This is a genomic window from Pannonibacter sp. CBAS1226 (genome assembly GCF_055685825.1).
Genome location: NZ_JBVOUO010000018.1, coordinates 1 through 16,719 on the forward strand (window position 1 = coordinate 1; position 16,719 = coordinate 16,719).

Annotated in this window: 13 protein-coding genes and 1 CRISPR repeat array; of the genes, 6 read left to right on the top strand and 7 right to left on the bottom strand. The window is 62.2% G+C overall.

Features of this window, described 5'->3' with window-relative positions:
• Nucleotides 1–308: 308 nt before the first annotated feature.
• The 5 genes from AC0CMF_RS24210 to AC0CMF_RS24230 all read right to left on the bottom strand — a co-directional run bounded on the left by AC0CMF_RS24210 (nucleotide 309) and on the right by AC0CMF_RS24230 (nucleotide 8,646).
• Nucleotides 309–1,415: a type 2 periplasmic-binding domain-containing protein gene (locus AC0CMF_RS24210; protein ID WP_050475448.1), complete on the bottom strand. Its 1,107-nt coding sequence runs from the start codon at nucleotides 1,413–1,415 to the stop codon at nucleotides 309–311.
• 429 nt (nucleotides 1,416–1,844) lie between these two features.
• Nucleotides 1,845–2,606: direct repeats of the CRISPR family, unit length 36 nt; unit sequence GTTCCGGCTGGACCGCGATTTCTGAACTGATAAGCT.
• A gap of 71 nt (nucleotides 2,607–2,677) precedes the next feature.
• The gene (cas2, locus tag AC0CMF_RS24215; RefSeq protein WP_058898102.1) at nucleotides 2,678–3,043 is read right to left on the bottom strand and encodes a CRISPR-associated endonuclease Cas2; all 366 of its coding nucleotides are present in this window, start codon (nucleotides 3,041–3,043) and stop codon (nucleotides 2,678–2,680) included.
• Entirely contained in the window at nucleotides 3,040–3,999 is a 960-nt protein-coding gene (cas1, locus tag AC0CMF_RS24220; RefSeq protein WP_374630661.1) for a type II CRISPR-associated endonuclease Cas1, read from the bottom strand. The genes cas2 and cas1 overlap by 4 nt, the downstream gene beginning before the upstream one ends.
• A 54-nt stretch (nucleotides 4,000–4,053) precedes the next feature.
• Nucleotides 4,054–7,347 carry a type II CRISPR RNA-guided endonuclease Cas9 gene (gene cas9 / locus AC0CMF_RS24225; protein ID WP_472482502.1) on the bottom strand — a complete coding sequence of 1,098 codons (3,294 nt, stop codon included), beginning with the start codon at nucleotides 7,345–7,347 and terminating at the stop codon, nucleotides 4,054–4,056.
• A 258-nt stretch (nucleotides 7,348–7,605) separates the two neighbouring features.
• On the bottom strand, nucleotides 7,606–8,646 hold the full coding sequence (locus tag AC0CMF_RS24230) for a LacI family DNA-binding transcriptional regulator (RefSeq protein WP_058898099.1): 1,041 nt from the start codon (nucleotides 8,644–8,646) through the stop codon (nucleotides 7,606–7,608).
• 148 nt (nucleotides 8,647–8,794) lie between these two features.
• On the opposite strand from AC0CMF_RS24230, the gene AC0CMF_RS24235 reads away from it, so the two are divergent.
• From AC0CMF_RS24235 to AC0CMF_RS24250, 4 genes are all read left to right on the top strand, one after another.
• The gene (locus AC0CMF_RS24235; RefSeq protein WP_163001187.1) at nucleotides 8,795–9,745 is read left to right on the top strand and encodes a dihydrodipicolinate synthase family protein; all 951 of its coding nucleotides are present in this window, start codon (nucleotides 8,795–8,797) and stop codon (nucleotides 9,743–9,745) included.
• 63 nt (nucleotides 9,746–9,808) lie between these two features.
• The gene (locus AC0CMF_RS24240) at nucleotides 9,809–10,807 is read left to right on the top strand and encodes a TAXI family TRAP transporter solute-binding subunit (RefSeq protein WP_472482503.1); all 999 of its coding nucleotides are present in this window, start codon (nucleotides 9,809–9,811) and stop codon (nucleotides 10,805–10,807) included.
• Nucleotides 10,808–10,877: 70 nt separating this feature from the next.
• Complete coding sequence (locus AC0CMF_RS24245) at nucleotides 10,878–12,779, top strand: TRAP transporter permease (RefSeq protein WP_472482504.1); 1,902 nt, start codon at nucleotides 10,878–10,880, stop codon at nucleotides 12,777–12,779.
• A gap of 279 nt (nucleotides 12,780–13,058) precedes the next feature.
• Complete coding sequence (locus tag AC0CMF_RS24250; protein WP_472482505.1) at nucleotides 13,059–13,784, top strand: hypothetical protein; 726 nt, start codon at nucleotides 13,059–13,061, stop codon at nucleotides 13,782–13,784.
• A gap of 47 nt (nucleotides 13,785–13,831) precedes the next feature.
• On the opposite strand, the gene AC0CMF_RS24255 is transcribed toward AC0CMF_RS24250, so the two are convergent.
• Nucleotides 13,832–14,740 carry a LysR substrate-binding domain-containing protein gene (locus AC0CMF_RS24255; protein WP_472482506.1) on the bottom strand — a complete coding sequence of 303 codons (909 nt, stop codon included), beginning with the start codon at nucleotides 14,738–14,740 and terminating at the stop codon, nucleotides 13,832–13,834.
• A 91-nt stretch (nucleotides 14,741–14,831) separates the two neighbouring features.
• Here AC0CMF_RS24255 and AC0CMF_RS24260 point away from each other — a divergent pair, with 91 nt between their 5' ends.
• A complete protein-coding gene (locus AC0CMF_RS24260; RefSeq protein ID WP_374630657.1) occupies nucleotides 14,832–15,434 on the top strand; it encodes an NAD(P)H-dependent oxidoreductase in 603 nt (200 codons plus the stop codon).
• 3 nt (nucleotides 15,435–15,437) lie between these two features.
• A complete protein-coding gene (locus AC0CMF_RS24265) occupies nucleotides 15,438–15,836 on the top strand; it encodes a DUF6220 domain-containing protein (protein WP_374630655.1) in 399 nt (132 codons plus the stop codon).
• Between the two features lie 328 nt (nucleotides 15,837–16,164).
• Here AC0CMF_RS24265 and AC0CMF_RS24270 read toward each other — a convergent pair whose 3' ends face one another.
• Complete coding sequence (locus AC0CMF_RS24270; RefSeq protein WP_206110527.1) at nucleotides 16,165–16,422, bottom strand: SDR family oxidoreductase; 258 nt, start codon at nucleotides 16,420–16,422, stop codon at nucleotides 16,165–16,167.
• Nucleotides 16,423–16,719: the final 297 nt, after the last annotated feature.

Below are 16,719 nucleotides of genomic sequence, written 5' to 3' on the forward strand. Positions count from 1 at the left end.
GACGGACACGCCGATGAGCATGTAGAACAGGTGCTGGAAAGACAAAAGCGTGCCAAGCGCAGACAGTAACGTGTCAATCACGGCGGGTGCTTCCGTGTTATGCCATGGCGCAGCAATACGGGCGTATCATGCCCCGGCAGGCTCAGGCTGCAGGCGCCCGGAAGGCAAGAGAGGCCTGAGCAATGCCCGGTGCGCCGGGCTCATACAGCCCCGTCAGGGGCCGCGCTGCCGCCAAGGAAGCGGCATCCACAAAAAGATGAGAGACGGACCCCGGAAGGGGCCCGTCTGATGCAAGGCGAGGGGAGGCGTTATTCGGCGCCCAGCTTCACGCCGTAGTCGGCCGCCAGCATGTTGGCCACCTGCGTGCGCAGGTCCGGAGCAATGGTCGTGCCCTTCTCGAACAGAGCCTGGGCCAGCTGGCCGGTGACCTGCTCGTAGGTGCCCAGAACGGCCTCTGCATTGGCCTGATAGTCCGGGTCCGCCTTCATGTCCTCGAAGGCCTTCTGGTAGGCGGCAACGATCTCGTCCGGGGTGCCCTTCGGCAGGAACACCATCTTCTGGGCCGGGAAGCCGGCGGTGAAGAAGGCGAAGTAGGCATCATAGTCCGGGCCGGACGGCTTCTGGCCGGTCAGGGTCTCGTAAGCCTCGACGAAGGACGGCAGGTCCGGGAAGGTCGGGTCACGCACCACGTCGCCCGCTTCATTGAGGACGCCCCAGCTGAACAGCGGAACGGCCTGGCCTGCATCGACCAGCGGCTGCACGTTCTTCAGATAGGCAGACGAGGTCTGATAGTCGATGTTCACTTCACCGCGCTCAAAGGCGAGGCGGCCATCACCGCGGCCCTTGAAGCCGAACACGTGCTGCACTTTGAAGTCCATCAGGCGGAAGCCGAGCAGCGGCACAAGGTCGAGCGAGGTCGCGCCCTGGCTGGCATAGACCAGATCCTTGTCCTTCAGCATGGCAATGTCTTCCGGGCCCTTCAGGCCCAGCTTCGGCGTGGTGTAGACGACGCCGCCGGTCGGGCCGGCCATGGCGATCTTCCAGTCCTTGTATTCATAGCGCACGCGCGGGTCGCCCAGCAGATAGGGGAACTGGGTCGAGCCGGAGGTGCCGAGGATCATCAGGCCATCCGGCTTGCCGCGGGCTGCGAACAGGTTGGTGCCCTTGGTGGAGCCGCCGCCCGGCTCGTTCACCACGACAACCACCGGGTTGCCCGGCAGGTACTTCGTCAGCAGCGGTGCGTTGAAACGGGCCCAGGTGTCGGAGCCGCCGCCGGCGGAGAACGGAATGATCCACTCGATCGTCTTGCCGGCGAAATTGACCTCTGCCGCAGCCGGGCCAGCCAGTCCAAGAGCCATGGCGCCAGCCGCCAGCCCCAGAGCCATACGGCGCGTGATGTTAAGGTCCTTGATCATTCAGTCCTCCCGTAGATGCGTTACAGCGCTGCCGGACATGGCCTGTGGCGAGCGCGCCACCGCGCTTGGTATCTCCTCCAAAGCCCGGCAAGGCTCCGGATCATTAGGCATCTTTCCTGTCCGGAACCTGTCCGGATTGTAAAAAGATGCGCTCCATGCGTGATGTTCTCTTCAGATCACCCCGCTCTTCGCTGGAGCACCAAGAATGTTGTGAAAGATCGTGCGGCCAAGGTCAAGCATCTTCAAGGCCTCGGCCCGGGCGGTGAAGTGCATCCGGCAAGGCGGCGGAGCGACATATTGAGGGCGTGAATCAAACATCAGCGTTACCCGATGGTTATTGTTGAGCCCTCAGGACAGGAAAGCCCCGTTACGTTTCCTTAGCCAGATTTAAACGGGGACGCCCATATTGCGCCGCAAATCCCGCCTGCCGTTCCGGCTGGACCGCGATTTCTGAACTGATAAGCTCAAGACCTACACCTATCAGTGGCAGCAGAAGTTCCGGCTGGACCGCGATTTCTGAACTGATAAGCTTGGCGCTGACGTTGAAAAACCGGCCCGCAGGTTCCGGCTGGACCGCGATTTCTGAACTGATAAGCTCCTCGACAAAAGGGGGAAGCCGGTCGCGCCGTTCCGGCTGGACCGCGATTTCTGAACTGATAAGCTAGCGGAACAGATCGACGTTTCCCAGCTGTGGTTCCGGCTGGACCGCGATTTCTGAACTGATAAGCTTGCCGAGTATCTCGCGTCGGCGGGCGACAAGTTCCGGCTGGACCGCGATTTCTGAACTGATAAGCTTCTCGGGCGCCCGTGCCTCGCTGCTGACGTGTTCCGGCTGGACCGCGATTTCTGAACTGATAAGCTAGAGCGCTTCGACGACTCCGAGGACGATGAGTTCCGGCTGGACCGCGATTTCTGAACTGATAAGCTCTCGTAAAGACGGATGGCACCACCACCGCAGTTCCGGCTGGACCGCGATTTCTGAACTGATAAGCTTCATCCTCGTCGTCATCATCGTCGCGGCTGGTTCCGGCTGGACCGCGATTTCTGAACTGATAAGCTAAGCGACTTTTGCCGCTGGCGCGTCCTGTAGTTCCGGCTGGACCGCGATTTCTGAACTGATAAGCTCTTGGCTTACGGTGGTGTTGGCGTGGTTGAGTTCCGGCTGGACCGCGATTTCTGAACTGATAAGCTAGGTGCCTGTCCAATTCCTTGAAATGAAAGGGGAATTGGGCAGTTCACTGTGCGCAAAACTGCCAGAACCATCAGAACAGGGCGAGCTGTTCCGGGTTTTTCTTCCGCTTCTTGCGGGCCTGATCCGAGAATCGGACGATGTTTTCATACTGGCGGTCCGTGAACTGGAAGATGTAGATATCGCCCCATTCCGGCAGCGCCTGCTCGATCTGGCGGACATAGACGTCAAACTTTTCCTTGCCGCTGCAGAATCTCAGGTAGTTGGAAAGTTGGCTCATTTCGAAGCCAATATCCAGCAGAAACTGGCGGAATTTGGTAGCCGCGTGCCTCTGTTTCTTCGTCTCGACCGGCAGGTCGAATGTCACAAGCATCCACATGATCCTGTATCCGCTCAAATGGGTTGCGCCGCTGTTGGCCCTGAGGTTCCGCTTGTTCATGTCTCCTCCACATCCTCCCGGTCAGCTTCTGGCTCTGGCTCCCGGGGCCTGCCGAGTGTCTGCAACTCGCCGGGCTGGGGCAGGGCGGGCAGGGCGAGAACGGGGAGGCCGGTTTCGAAGCTGACCGCAAGGGAATGGGTCAGCCGCTGCACCTGCACGGACAGCGGGCTTGTGCCTTCCGGCGTCTGCAGGTCGAAGCCCGCCAGCGCCGCCAGCCTCTGCTTGGCGGTCCGGTCCACTTCGGTGATGCCTTGCCGGATGAGGTTCAGCACCAGCTGATCGACAAGGGGCCGGTAGGGCTCCATCAGATCGTCTGACAGGGGAAAGGTATTGCCCCGGTTGGCGTGGAAAATGCCAAGGCCGGGATGCAGGCCGGAGGCGCAGATGGAGCGGGAGACGATGGCACGCAGCACCGTGTAGCCATAGTTCAGCATGGCATTGGCGCCTTCCGCATTCTGGTCGCGCCGGAAGCCGGAGCCCATCAGTGCCTGCCAGTAGCGCCGCGCTGCCTGCGCCTCGATATTGTCCGGGTCGCCTGAGCGCACCTTGCGGGCCAACAGGGAAAAAGCTCCGGCCTCCTGCCCGTTGCAGGCCAGAACGTGGCCCTGCATGCGCACCTTGGCGGTGACAACCTGCTGCCAGAGCTGCTTTTTGAGAGGTTTTGAAGCAGCGGCCTGCGTCTGCATGCGCCCGCCCTGCGCATGATGGCCTGCCAGTGGCCAGATCACCGAAACCGGCGCATGATTGGAGGCACAAAGCACCACCGGCACATTGCGCTCCGCCATCTGCACGAAAACATGATTGGACCATGTGGTGCCGTGCGCATGCACGATCACGGCGCCGATATCGTCCAGCGCGATACGGCCAATTTCGGCGCCGCTGTCCGAAACCGTGAGAAAACCGCGATGGACCGCGAGGTGCAGTCCATCGCTGGAAATGTCTAACACCCTGTTCATGCGCCAAGGCTGGCACAGGCAAGTAAATCAACCTGTAAGCGATATGCTTAAAGTTTATCGCATTGATTGCTTTTGCAGTCTGGACGCCCGGTCCTGCGGGCTAGGGTCAAACACCTTGCCGGTTGCATCGATGCGGACCTGGCGGCAGCCGCTGCTCTTCAGGCCGCTTGCCACGCGGGCTATGTACTTGAAGGGATCTTGCGCATTGTCAGCCGCATCGCGAGCCTTCAGGTTGCCACTCTCGTTATGCCCGGCAAAGGTTATTTCGCCGTTCTGCCGGAACTTCACCACACGCGCCAGGATACGTCCACCGTCAGGGGCGTTCAGAGCCACCATGTCATCCTGCTGCAACCTCAGCACCCGGCGGGCGGTGGGGTTTTCCGCGTGGAAGCGGGACTGCCAGCCCGGCTGATGCGCGTCGAACATGGACACGACTTCCGCATGCCACTTGCCGTCCAGCGTTTCCCACACATCGTAGCGCTGATTGGCATCGCCCTTGTAGCCCTTGTAGACCTTGCCGTCCCGGTCCTTGATGCCGATGACGGAAAGCGGCTCCGTCAGGCGGACATGGCGGATGCCGTGATAATGGTGGAAGCCCTTCTGCTTGCGGAAGGCATCCAGCGCCGCCTGAAACGCCTTGCCATCGGGAATGCCGCGCAGATGCTGCTCCAGCACCGCCCGCAGGGCCTCATCCCGGATGGACGGAATGTCCTTGGAGGTGAGTGACAGGAACGGCTTGCGCCGCACGACAATGGTGTTGCCGCGTGCATCGGTTTCGCCGGTCAGGCCATAGGCCGTGTCATTGTGCAGCCGCCCGGCCGTCTGCTGGCGGGCCGGGTCCTTGGCCTTGCGGCCAGCGGTGCCGTGGTCGGGCTTGTGGCTGACGATGATGCCGCCCACCACCTTTGCCACATCCTCCCGGAAGCCGTCCCAGGGTTTGTTCGTCGCAGCCGCCGCCTTCACCAGCGTTTCCAGCTGCTGCGCCTCCAGCCGGCCGGCAGCGTTAGAAATGCGGTTGAGCAGGCTGCGGCTAGTGACGCCAATGACAATGGCATCAATGGCATGGTGCCGGTGGTCCTTGCGGTTCTTCTCCTGCGCCGTTTCGCCCAGCTGGCTGTCCGCCAGAATGCTGTTCAACCCCCAGTTCCGCCGCAGCATTTCGGTCAGGCGGCCCGGTGAGATGCGGATATGGTTGCGCCGCTTCAGGTCCCCTGCCTCACCGGCTTCTTCTGCCGGAAACAGGCAGGCGAGATATTCCAGCGCCATCCGCGAGAGATATTGCGTGTCCGTCAGCTGACGGGCGAGGAAGCCGCCAGCCTTCTCGAACCGTTCCATCGCATCGGGGGCGAAGCGCTCCTGCTTGTTCCTCGGCAGGCGGGCGGCGCGGGACAGGATCTCGTCATAGCGGTCCCGCCATTCGGTCACATCAGCCGGGGCCCGGTTGCGTTTCACCCGGTTTGCTTCGCGCAGGCACAGCAGCTTGTTGCCATGGCTGTCATCCAGCGTGCGGGACCAGGGCAGGATGTGGTCGATGTCCACCTCACCGGAAAACAGCATGGAAACGCTGATCGGCTTGCCCGTGTAGATACAGCACCTGTCTTCAACCTTAGCCGGGTTCAGGTCTTCCCACAGCCGCAACAGGGTGCGGTTATATCCGGTGTTCGGAATCCCGTTCTCTTCCAGCGTTTTGCCCCGGCGTTCCGCATCGCGGGTGTTGCGGGCAATGGTGCGGTTGACCTCTTCCTTCTGCCGCTCAGAGAGCTTCAGATCACGTGCCAGTTCCACCGCGATCTGCGCCGGCTTGCCATAGCGCCGGATCAGCGCGTTCATCACGTGGCGCAGCTGGTTCAGGGCGATATGCACCGTGGGATTGGTGAAGCGGCCCTTTTCAATGTCATAGGGATCATCCGGGTTGTTGGTTCCCGGCGGAATGCGGTGCTGCAGGATCTCCTGATAGGGCGGCAGCTCGTCCTCGCCTTCGTCGCTGCCGCCGCCTAGACGGGCATGATCATAGCTGCAACGCTTCGCCGCCTCGGCCTCGGGGATGACCGCTTCCTTCAGCTCCTCCAGCATGTCCTCCAGTGCCGTCTTGCCCAGCCGCCCATGGCCTTCCGGCAAATGCACATTGGCAATGTCTGCCGCCTGCTTACCTTCGATGCCGAACGCGCTGAGCAGCCACGCGAACAGGCGGACGGGGTCTTCCTCCTCCTTCAGCCGCTCGATGATGGCCCATTGCTCCGCCTGGCTGAAGGTGCCCCAGCGCGGGCCGAAGCGGGTCTTGTCGCTCAGCACGGCATAGACTTCATTGCCCTTCAGCTTCGTCCGGCTCTCGCTTTCCTTGTTGAGGCGCTGGTCTGGGCGCAGCTTCAGCACCTTGCGTAGCGCGGCAAAGCTCGCCTCGCGGCTGACCTGCAGCTTCTTCACCAGCGCATTGCGCTGATCCAGCGTCAGCTTCTTGTGCGTCAGATCCGGCTCGACGATCTCAAGCTCGTTGACCTCCTTGTAGAGGCGGAACTCCTGAAACAGCGGATGCGCCTTCGACAGGCGCTCTTCTTGATTGTTGAAGGAGCATTTGCCCACCTTCGGCTTTTTCAGCGGGCGCTGGAAGAACATGACCGTGAACAGGTGATCGCGCCGTTCGGGCGTCAGAATGTCCGGATAATGGCGGGCCTGCGCCTCCCAGATGCGGTGGAACTCATCCTCCAGCAGCTTCCGCTCAGGGTAAAAGGCATAGCCCTCCCCCTCCAGATCCAGCGCGCCGGAGCGCAGCCGCACGGTCTGCCCCTGCGCATGGCGCCGGGCGAGCCACTGGCCATAGGTCTGCGCCCTGTCCTGCCGCATGGCGGCGTGAAGCTCTTCGATGCCAAGGGCAATCTTGCCCTTGTCGTTGTCCTTGCGGTCCGTCTTGCGGTTGGACTGGAAGCCCCGCCGCTGGCCAAGGTGATACAGCGCACGGCCAATGTGGAAGAGCGGCAGCTTCTCCTCAAGCGCAAGGGCGCGCAGGGCATAGGGATTGCGGGAGAGCAGGCCTGAGCTGGACTTCGGATCAGAAGTCTCCCGCAGCAGCGCCTGCCGTGCGGAGGATGTGTCCGGCATCAGGCCAATCTCGGCCAGCGTGCGCAGCGTCGCCCGTTTGCGCCGCAAGGTCCGGTCCCGCCGCCGCGACATGGCCCGCGCCATCCGCCGCGCTTCAGCCAGCGAAGCCTTGGACTTCGGATCGCGCCCGTCCGAAAAGATCCGCACCCCGGCATCGATAATCCGCACCGGGTCGCCATTGCCATCGAGAGCCAGAACGGCCCAGCCGATCGAATTTGTGCCGATGTCGAAGGAGAAGAGCAGACGCTGCAATTTCAACCTCTATGAGCCCATGGTTCATCACTGCATCTTGACAATCTGTAGATCTGATTGCAACTTGAGCGAACTTAACAGTTCAGAAATCGCGGTCTGGTTGATAACACGCTCTAGACAGCACCAAATAAGGCGGCTCCTCCGGGGGCCGCTTTTCATTTGCGCAGCAGCTGCCCCGGGCGGTCAGCAAGCATGGGTGCAGAGCATCGCTGCGTGGCCTGAACTGCGGTGGCTTCCGCCGCCGGTGCTGACGGTGGTTCATTTGCCGTTTTGCGGCGCCGGTGCGGTTGACTTGCGGGGGATCAGGGTTGGGGTGGCCATGCGGATGAGGTCCTGGGGCTTCAGGTCTTCGGCGGCCAGAAGCTCGAAGGCGACGGTGGCTATCTGGTCGAAGGGAACCTTGACCGATGTCAGCGGTGTCGGCAGGTGGCTGACGATGGGGATGTCGTTATAGCCCGCAAGAGAGACATCGCCGGGCACGGACAGGCCCATGCGGCTGAGGGCCGACATGGCGCCGATGGCCGTGTTGTCATTGATCGCAAAGATGGCGGTCGGGCAGTCGCTCAGCTGCATCAGCGCACGGGCCGCTTCCCCACCGGATTCAATGCCGAAGGTCGATTCCCGCACCCAGCCGGGGTTCACCTCAAGGCCCGCTTCCGCCATGGCGCTGCGGTAGCCTTCGGTGCGGCCTCTTGCACTTGAGGCAAAGGCCGGACCGGCGATCAGGCCGATCCGCCGGTGGCCGAGGTCGATCAGGTGGCGCGTGGCCAGATAGCCGCCAAGGGCGTCATCGCCAACGGAGGACCGGCACAGCCCGTTGGTGCGCAGGGTGAGCACAAAGGGCACGTTCCGGTCCATGAGCTCGCCGGTCAGCTCCTCGCCATCGCGCGCTGTCGCCAGGATCAGGCCATCCACGCCCCGCCGCAGCAGCGCATCGGCGGCGCGTTTGTCGGCGCCGGGCTCGTCTTCGGTTGTTGCCACGATGGTGAAAAGGCCGGCTCTTGCCGCGGCACGGGACAGGGCCTCATAGACCATGGCCATCACCGTATCCGTCAGCCGCGGAACAATCACACCCACCATGCCGGTCTTGCCGCGCCGCAGCGATGAGGCGGAAACATCCCGCACATAGCCAAGGTCTGCTGCAACCTGCCGGACCCTTCGGGCCGTCTCGCTGTCCGACTTCGGCATGCGCTCATCCAGGAAGCGGGAGACGCTGGATTTCGACACACCAGCGGCCTTCGCCACGTCCAGAATCGTGACGCGCACAGGGGAAGTCACATCGCGTCTGTCACTTTTCATCGAATCGCCCTCTGTCCCTCGCGCCGGGATTTTGACGTTCTACCACTTGACAGCACCGGCGATCAAACGGATATTGGGAACGTTCCCAATATCGTTCCCTTTGCTGATGGACGGCTGTCTGCGGCAAAGTCTGAGGAGGAGAAACTCAATGAACCCGATGGATCTGCGCGGCCTCAGCCCCGCCCCCGTGACCGTGTTTGACCGTGACGGCAACGTCGACTATGCCGCCAATGCCCGCATTGCCCGGTGGCTGGCCTCGATGAAGGGCGTCAAGAGCCTGGTGATCCTTGGCCATGCCGGTGAAGGCACCTTCCTGACCGAGGAAGAGCGCCTGAAGCTCATCGAAGTCTATGTGGAAGCCGTGAACGGCCAGATCCCCATCATTGCCGGCATCACCGGCGAAGGCACCAAGGTGGCGGCAGCCGAGGCCCGCAAGTGCAAGGCCGCCGGCGCAACCGGTGCGCTGGTGTATCCGAACCATGGCTGGCTGCGTTTCGGCTACCAGAAGGGTGCTCCGCAGAGCCGCTACAAGGCCATCTGGGAGGAGTCCGGCCTGCAGGAAATCTTGTTCCAGTATCCCGATGCCACCAAGGCCAGCTATGATCTGGACACCCAGCTGGAAATCGCCACGCAGGAAGGCGTTGTCGCCACGAAGAACGGCGTGCGCAACATGAAGCGCTGGTACGTCGAAATTCCGCAGCTGAAGAAGGCCAATCCGGATCTGCAGATCCTGTCCTGCCATGACGAATGGCTGCTGCCGACCATGTTCGACGTGGACGGCCTGCTGGTCGGCTATGGCAACATCGCCCCGGAACTGCTTATCGACTTGATTGAGGCCGGCAAGGCGCAGAACTACCCCGAAGCCCGCAAGATCTTCGAGCAGCTTCTGCCCGTCACTCGTGCCGTCTATCACCGCGGTTCGCATATGGAAGGCACCGTGGCGCTGAAGCTCGGCCTCGTCCATCGCGGCGTTCTCGATCACGCCACGATCCGCGAGCCGCTCAAGGACCTTGGTGAAAAGGCGGAGCAGGAAATCTTCGCAGCCTTCGAGGCGGCCGGCATCGGCCGTGTCGATCAGCAGCTTCTGGCCGCAGAATAAGGTACAAAGCCCCCGCGGTGAGGCGCGGGGGCTTTGCCTCAGGGGAGCAAGGGAGGAGGAGACATGATCAAGTTTGTCAGCAGGCACCTGAAGGCCGGTGCCGGAGCACTCGCCGCCGCGGTTCTTTTCGGATCGCTGGCCCAGGCTCAGGACATCCGCATCGGCGCCATGCGCGAAGGCACCTCGTGGTATGTCTTTGCAGCCACTCTGGAACAGATGATCGAACCGGTGCTTGGGCCGAATTCGGTTGAGGTTGTGGCGCGTGGCGGCGGCGTGGCCAATCCCATGGTGGTTCAGGCCGGAAGAGCCGAGATTGCCCTGTCCAATGTGGCCTCGGCGGTTTGGGCCCGCGACGGGCATCCGGTCTATGAAGGCGCCTCCGCACCGGATATCCGGGCGCTGGTGGGCGGGCTCAACGATGTCTATATCGGCGTGATCGCACGCAAGGCCTTTGTGGACCAGATGGGCACAAGCGATCTGGAGGCCATTCTCGCTTCCGGCAAGCCGGTTCGTATCCTGATGAAGCCGGCCGGTTCCAGCGCGGTGCCCGCGGCACACATGATCCTGGAGGCGCTGGGCTCCAGTGCGCAGAAAATCAAGGCGGATGGCGGCGACATTGTTCAGCTCGATACGCCGCAGATCCCCGATGTGCTGCGCAACGGCGGTGCCGATATCTACATCGACACCGTGGTCAAGGGACATCCGACCATTTCGGAAGTGGCCCTGACCACGCCGATGGCCTTCCTCGACATCCCGCACAAGGCACTGGAGGTGATGGCGGCCAGCGGCATGACGGCGGGCACCTATGGCCCGTGGTTCGACGGCCAGACCGGCGAAACGGCCGGAGCCAATCTGGGCACCATGCTGGTCGCCCATGCCTCGCTTGACGAGGAGAAGGCCTATCTGATCACCAAGACCCTCTGCGAGAATGCCGAGGTTCTGGCGAAATCCCACGCGGCCTGGGCACAGTTCAAGCCGGAGACGGCCTGGAAGTCCGAGGCGGTCGGGATCGAGCTTCATCCCGGTGCCGTCCGCTACTTCAAGGAACGCGGCTGGATGTAAGTCCGCCGCAGCCGGTGCCGCCCCGGCACCGGCGACCTGTCTGTTCGCGCCCTGGGAGGAGGTCCGAAAAATGCAAACCCTGTCTGTCCGCTCGGTTGTGAGTTCAACCCGGTTCGTCCTGGGTGTCTTCTTCATCCTGTTTCAGCTCTGGATCATTCTTGTGCCGCAGCAACCGCTGTTCGAGCGGCCGGCCCATGTCTGCATTGCGCTGATCCTCCTGTTCCTCTGGTCGCCCTTGCAGAAGGATGGCCGCAGCACCTTCCCAAGGGCGCTTGTGGATGCAGCGCTGATCCTGGCAACACTGGGCGTTGGCGCCTATTACCTCGCAGAATATGACCGGCTGACCACCCGCATGGAAAATGTGTCACCGGTGCTGCCGCAGGACATTGCGGCCGGCTGCGTCTTCGTGCTGCTGCTTCTGGAAGGGGCGCGGCGTGCGGTCGGCATGGTGCTGGTCTGGGTTCTGCTCGCCTTTATCGCCTATGCCTTCTGGGGCAATCTTCTGCCGGGCTGGCTGTCCTTCCGCGGCTTTGATCTGGACGCGGCCATCGAAATCACCACCATGACGACAGCCGGTGTTCTGGGCATCACCACGTCGACATCGGTCAACTTCATCTTCTACTTCATCATGTTCGGCGCGGCCTATGCGGCGGTTGGCGGCGGTCAGCTGTTCATTGATCTGGCGATCCGCATGGCAGGCCGGGCCAATGGCGGCACCGCGAAGGCCGCGATCATTTCCTCCTCCCTCATGGGGTCGATCTCCGGCAGCGCGGTGGCAAACGTGGTCTCCACGGGCGTCCTCACCATTCCGCTCATGAAGAAGACGGGCTTTCCGGACCACCGCGCTGCGGGCATCGAAGCCATCGCGTCAACAGGCGGGCAGATCATGCCGCCGGTCATGGGCGTTGCGGCCTTCATCATGGCCGAGATGCTGAATGTGCCCTATGCACAGGTGGCTCTGGCTGCGCTCATTCCGGCCCTGGCCTTCTATGTTGCATTGCTTCTGGTGGTGGATCTGATGGCCCGCCGCGATGGCCTGCGGGCGATGACGGCGGATGAGGTTGCGGCAACCAAGGCCATCGGCCCGCGCCTGCACCTGCTGCTGCCGCCGCTGATCCTCATCGGGGCGCTGATGAGCGGGTTTTCCGCTGCCTATTCGGCCGTGGTTGCCGCGGCATCCTGCTTCGTGGTGCCGTTCCTGCGCAAGAACACGCGCTACAGCTGGAAGGCTGTGGCCGAGGCGCTCAAGGAAGCGCCGCGGCAGGCTGCGGAGGTTGCCGTGCCGATTGCGGTCATCGGCGTGGTCATTGCCGTGGCCGTACAGTCCAATCTGGCGCTGAAGTTCGCCGGTTCCCTCGCATCCGTCGCTGAGGGCTCCCTGTTTGCTTCCTTGCTGCTGGCCATGGTCGGCTGCATCATCATGGGCATGGGCCTGCCGACGGTGGCCGCCTATATCATCGGTGCGGTGCTGTTCGTCCCGGCCATCAAGGATCTGGGCATTCCGCCCCTCGCGGCGCATATGTTCATCTTCTACTACTGTGTGCTGTCGATGGTGACGCCGCCCGTTGCCCTTGCCTCCTTTGCCGCCGCTGCCGTGGGCAAGGCGCCGGTGATGAAAACCAGCTTCTCTGCCTTCGGTCTGTCGCTGGTGGCCTTCTTCGTGCCCTTCAGCTTCATCTTTGATCCGGCAATCCTCTGGCAAGGCACTGCGGCTGAGATCATTCTGGGCGGTCTGGCGCTCTTTGCATCCACCGCGCTATGGGCCATTGCCTTCGGTGGCTGGTGCGGACGGCCGCTGTCGCTTCAATCACGGGCGGTCATCGGAGCGCTGGGCCTGATAGCCGTCATCGCGCCCTCCGGCTCGCTCTGGTGGATTGGGGCGATTTCTGCGGGATGGCTGCTGGTCGCAGCTCTGGCCCTTGCCGCCCGCTCCAGCTCCTCCGGCCTGCTCTTCTCGGCACCTGCCGAGTGACACAGCGAGCCCGCCCGCGCGAACGCGGGGGCGGGCATGGTGCGGGGCAGGTATGCCCGTCAGGGGGGGGCGGCCGGACCGAGGCGTCTGAACTGATAAGCTGGTATCCTAACAATTATTTGAAATAAAAGACGAAATTTTCATATTCGTGTACGCTGAAACGCGAGAGGCAGCAGAACTGGGCGGCTCCTCCGGGGGCCGCTTTTCATTTGGGCTGTTTCCATTCCGGCTCGTGGTATGCCAAATGCTGCGAGAAAGCAGGCATGGGAGGCATCCGGCATGATCACGTTTTGCGATCTGGACGACCGGAACCCGGCGCTCAGCCTGTCGCCGCTGGTGCGCGGGGTGGAAAAGACGCTTGGGTGGATGGCGGAGCACGGCGGCATTCCGCTGACGCCGGCCAAGGCCTTCAAGCGCTCCTTCGTGCATTGGGCGGCGGCTGAGTTTGCTTGGCCGGGGCACACGGCAGATGAGCTTTTTGCCGTCTGCAAGGTGCTGAATGAGGCCGATTTCATGCCGTTGCATATGCTGCACGGCCTCATGCTCGCCATGCGGCTTGGCCGTCATTACAAGGGTGAATTCAGGCTGACGAAAGCCGGTCAGGATCTCGCCGGCCGGCCGGGGCTGATCTTCAGCGCCATGGTTCCGGTCTTCCTGTTCCACCTCAATCACGCCAGTCTGTCCGCCCGCAATGAAGAGGCTGTTCCTCTGGTCAATTGGGATGTGTTTCTGAACGTTCTGAATGTCGAGACACAAAATGGCGCCACCGGCGGCGAGCTGCGCCGCGTGTTTTTCGGCGAACCGGAATCAGGCCCCGCCTGGCAGCATGACTACGTGATGAGCGGCCTCTACATCAACGTTCTGCGTCCGCTTTGCTGGGCAGGGCTTTTGCAGAAAACAGAAGACGCCGGAAACTTCCGCTTCAGCGGGGCCGTGTTCACGAAAACACCCCTGTGGCAGGCGGCATTGCAGCTGGATACGGATTGCATGGAGCGGGCCGGATAAGGCCGGCCGGGATCCGCGGCAAGACAACAAGCCTGAGTGCCGCTGATTCAGCCGGCAGCAATCGCGCTGAAGATCTGGCGGATCGTTGACGTAACGTGCGAGAGCACCTGATCGCCGTTCTGCCGCCTGTGCCAGGCGAGATGAAGTGGAAAGCCATCAACGGCAATCGGCGGCGTTGCGCTGACGAGGCTGCCATCCTTCTGCCAGGCAAAACTATGGCTGGGCAGCAGCGCCAGAAAATCGGTTCGCGTCAGCAGATCCGGAACAAGCTGGAAGGTTGGCACAACAAGGCCGACGCGGCGGCTCCTCCCCATGGCTGCCAGTTGTGCATCGACCGGGGTCCGCTGATCCCCCCTGCCGGAAACCGTGACATGAGGCCAGGCAAGCCACGTGTCGAGATCCAGTTGGCCTTCAGCCGGATGGCCCTTGCGCATGGCAACCACATAGGTCTCCTGCAGCAGCGTAACGCGCATGATGTCCTCCGGCTCGGACATGAACACGGAAATCGCCAGATCGGCATCACCATTCATCAGAGCCGAGACCGCTGCATCCGATCCATGCCAGGGCTGGATGATGGCCGTGACCCCCGGAGCGGATTGCCGCAATGCTTCCAGCAACGGGCCTGTCATCATGGCCGCCGGATGATCGGCGGTCGTGATGCGGACAGTCCGCTCCACATCCCGCAAGGGGATATCACCGGGGGCGAGCAGATCCAGCACCCCGGCAAGAACCGACTTCAGCGGAGCACGCAAGGCGTCGCCGCGCGGGGTGCGCTGCATCCCGCCCTTTCCCCGGTCGAGCAGTTCATCCCCGAAGAGATGCCGGCAACGCTGCAGCGCACTGGAAACGGCAGGCTGTGAAAGGTTCAGCCTTTGCGCCGCCCGCGAGACATGCGCCTCATCAAGCAGGGCGTCGAGAATAACCAGAAGGTTGAGGTCGATGGATCTTAAATTCATGAAACAAATAATGACATATATCGATCATCAATTGGAGTGATTTTCCAGCTGCCTCTACCCTCAAGTCGTCACAGACACACAGGAGGCAGACATGAACAGGACTCTCATTCTTCTCTTTCACCCGGACATCACCAAATCGAGGGCGAATGCAGCCCTTGCGGCGGCAGCGCGGCAACTGCCTGATACGGAAGTCATCGACATGCAGGCGCGCTATCCCGGAGGTCAGGTTGGCATGTTTACCGATGGTGCAGCAGAAGCTGAGATGCTGCTCGGCGCCTCCCGCATCGTGCTGCAGTTCCCGATCCAGTGGTACTCGTCTCCTGCGCTCCTCAAGGCATGGCAGGATGCGGTTCTGACGCGCATGTATTATGTCAAGGCCAGCACAGAGGGAGCCCGGCTGGCCGGGACGCCGCTGATGATTGCGGCGACTGCAGGTAACGTGGCCGAAGCCTATGGGCCTGGCGGGCAGAACCACTATACGATCAGCGAAATCATGACGCCGCTGAAAGCCATGGCCCACCGGTGCGGTCTGCTCTGGCATGCGCCTCACATCCTGTTTGCAGCGGGGCACCTGTCAGACGGGGCCCTTGCGGACGCTGCCGCACATTACGTCGCGGCGCTGAAGCGTTTTGCCGCGTGGGCTCCGGCGCCGGTCGCGGTTTCACCTTCAATCCTGCAAAATGAGGGAGTCTGAACCATGACCAGACTGTCGCACGATACACTTCAGCACCTCGGCCGTGGCACACCTGCGGTTTTTCTCTGGTCGGCGCGGCTTCTGCCTGTAATGATTGCAGGGCAGTTCCTGCTTGCCGGACAAGCCCTCTTCGGCGGCCATTCCTGGGAGATGCATGGCACGTTGGGTGGCCTTGCTGCTCTGCCCGTGATTGTTCTTGCCGCCGGGGCCACAGCTTTTCGTCATCTGCGCGGGTTCGGCTGGTGGGCCGCCCTGATCGCGGGGCTATATATCCTGCAGGTTCTGCTCGGTGCGGGGGGGCCAGCGGCACTTGCCTTTCATCCGTTCAATGCGGCTCTCCTGCTGACGGCTTCCCTCATCCTCCTGTTCAAGGTGGAGAGGCGGCGCAGCCATCACCTATGACGAGTGGGTGTCAGCTCGCAGATATGGCATTGGGCTCTCACAGCAGATGGCCACAAACACTCAGCTTTAGATATGGGGAGAAAGTTATCTGCGAAAGCAGAATAATGGCGCAAGCTTGAGATTGGGCACGAGAGGTCTGCTCGGGTGCGTGTGCGTCATGCCGAACTTGATTTGCGTCCAGGGCAATGGTTCGTGCGATGAGACACAAATGGAAACCCACCCCTTTTCGGGGGCACGCGATCCAAACCATTCATCGTCTCGTTTGCCCGTCACCCGGTTGCGCGGGGTCAGGCGCGGAATGCTCCGTCGATCGTATGCATGGCACGGGTCACGAATCCCGCCTCGCCAGCCAGGCGGCAAGCCCGGCGGCTTCCTCCGGCCTCCAATGACGTTTGATGGCCATGAAGCTGTGCAGCAGATCCTTCAACGGCCCGTTCGCCGGGTTCACGTCTGTGCCGATCGGATCTGGCTGCACGACGTTGACAGTGATGCCGCGCGGGCCGAAATCGCGGGCCAGCCCGCGCGCTATGCCCTGCAGGGCCGGCTTGCTCAGCGCATAGGGCGCGATGCCCTTGCGCTGGCACAAGCGCTTTCAGCGTGAACCGGTCGAAACAGACAGCGTGGAAAAGCGCTCAACGCCTCAGCCTTCCATCGAACAAGGCCAGCTTTCTGATCAGCTGTGCAACCGGGGATAACCTTCTGACCAAGCTTGCGGATTAAGCCACGTGTCCGCGCAATCGCCATCAAGTGACACACAGCCGTTCGGAATCATGCAGGCTTCTTGGGGGAACGCTTGGTCTTCCCGCCCCTCAGCGCGGATTCGGATCATTTCTGGCGGTATTGATGCCGAAGGACGAGTGGAACAGCCAACCGGGCTTCCTCT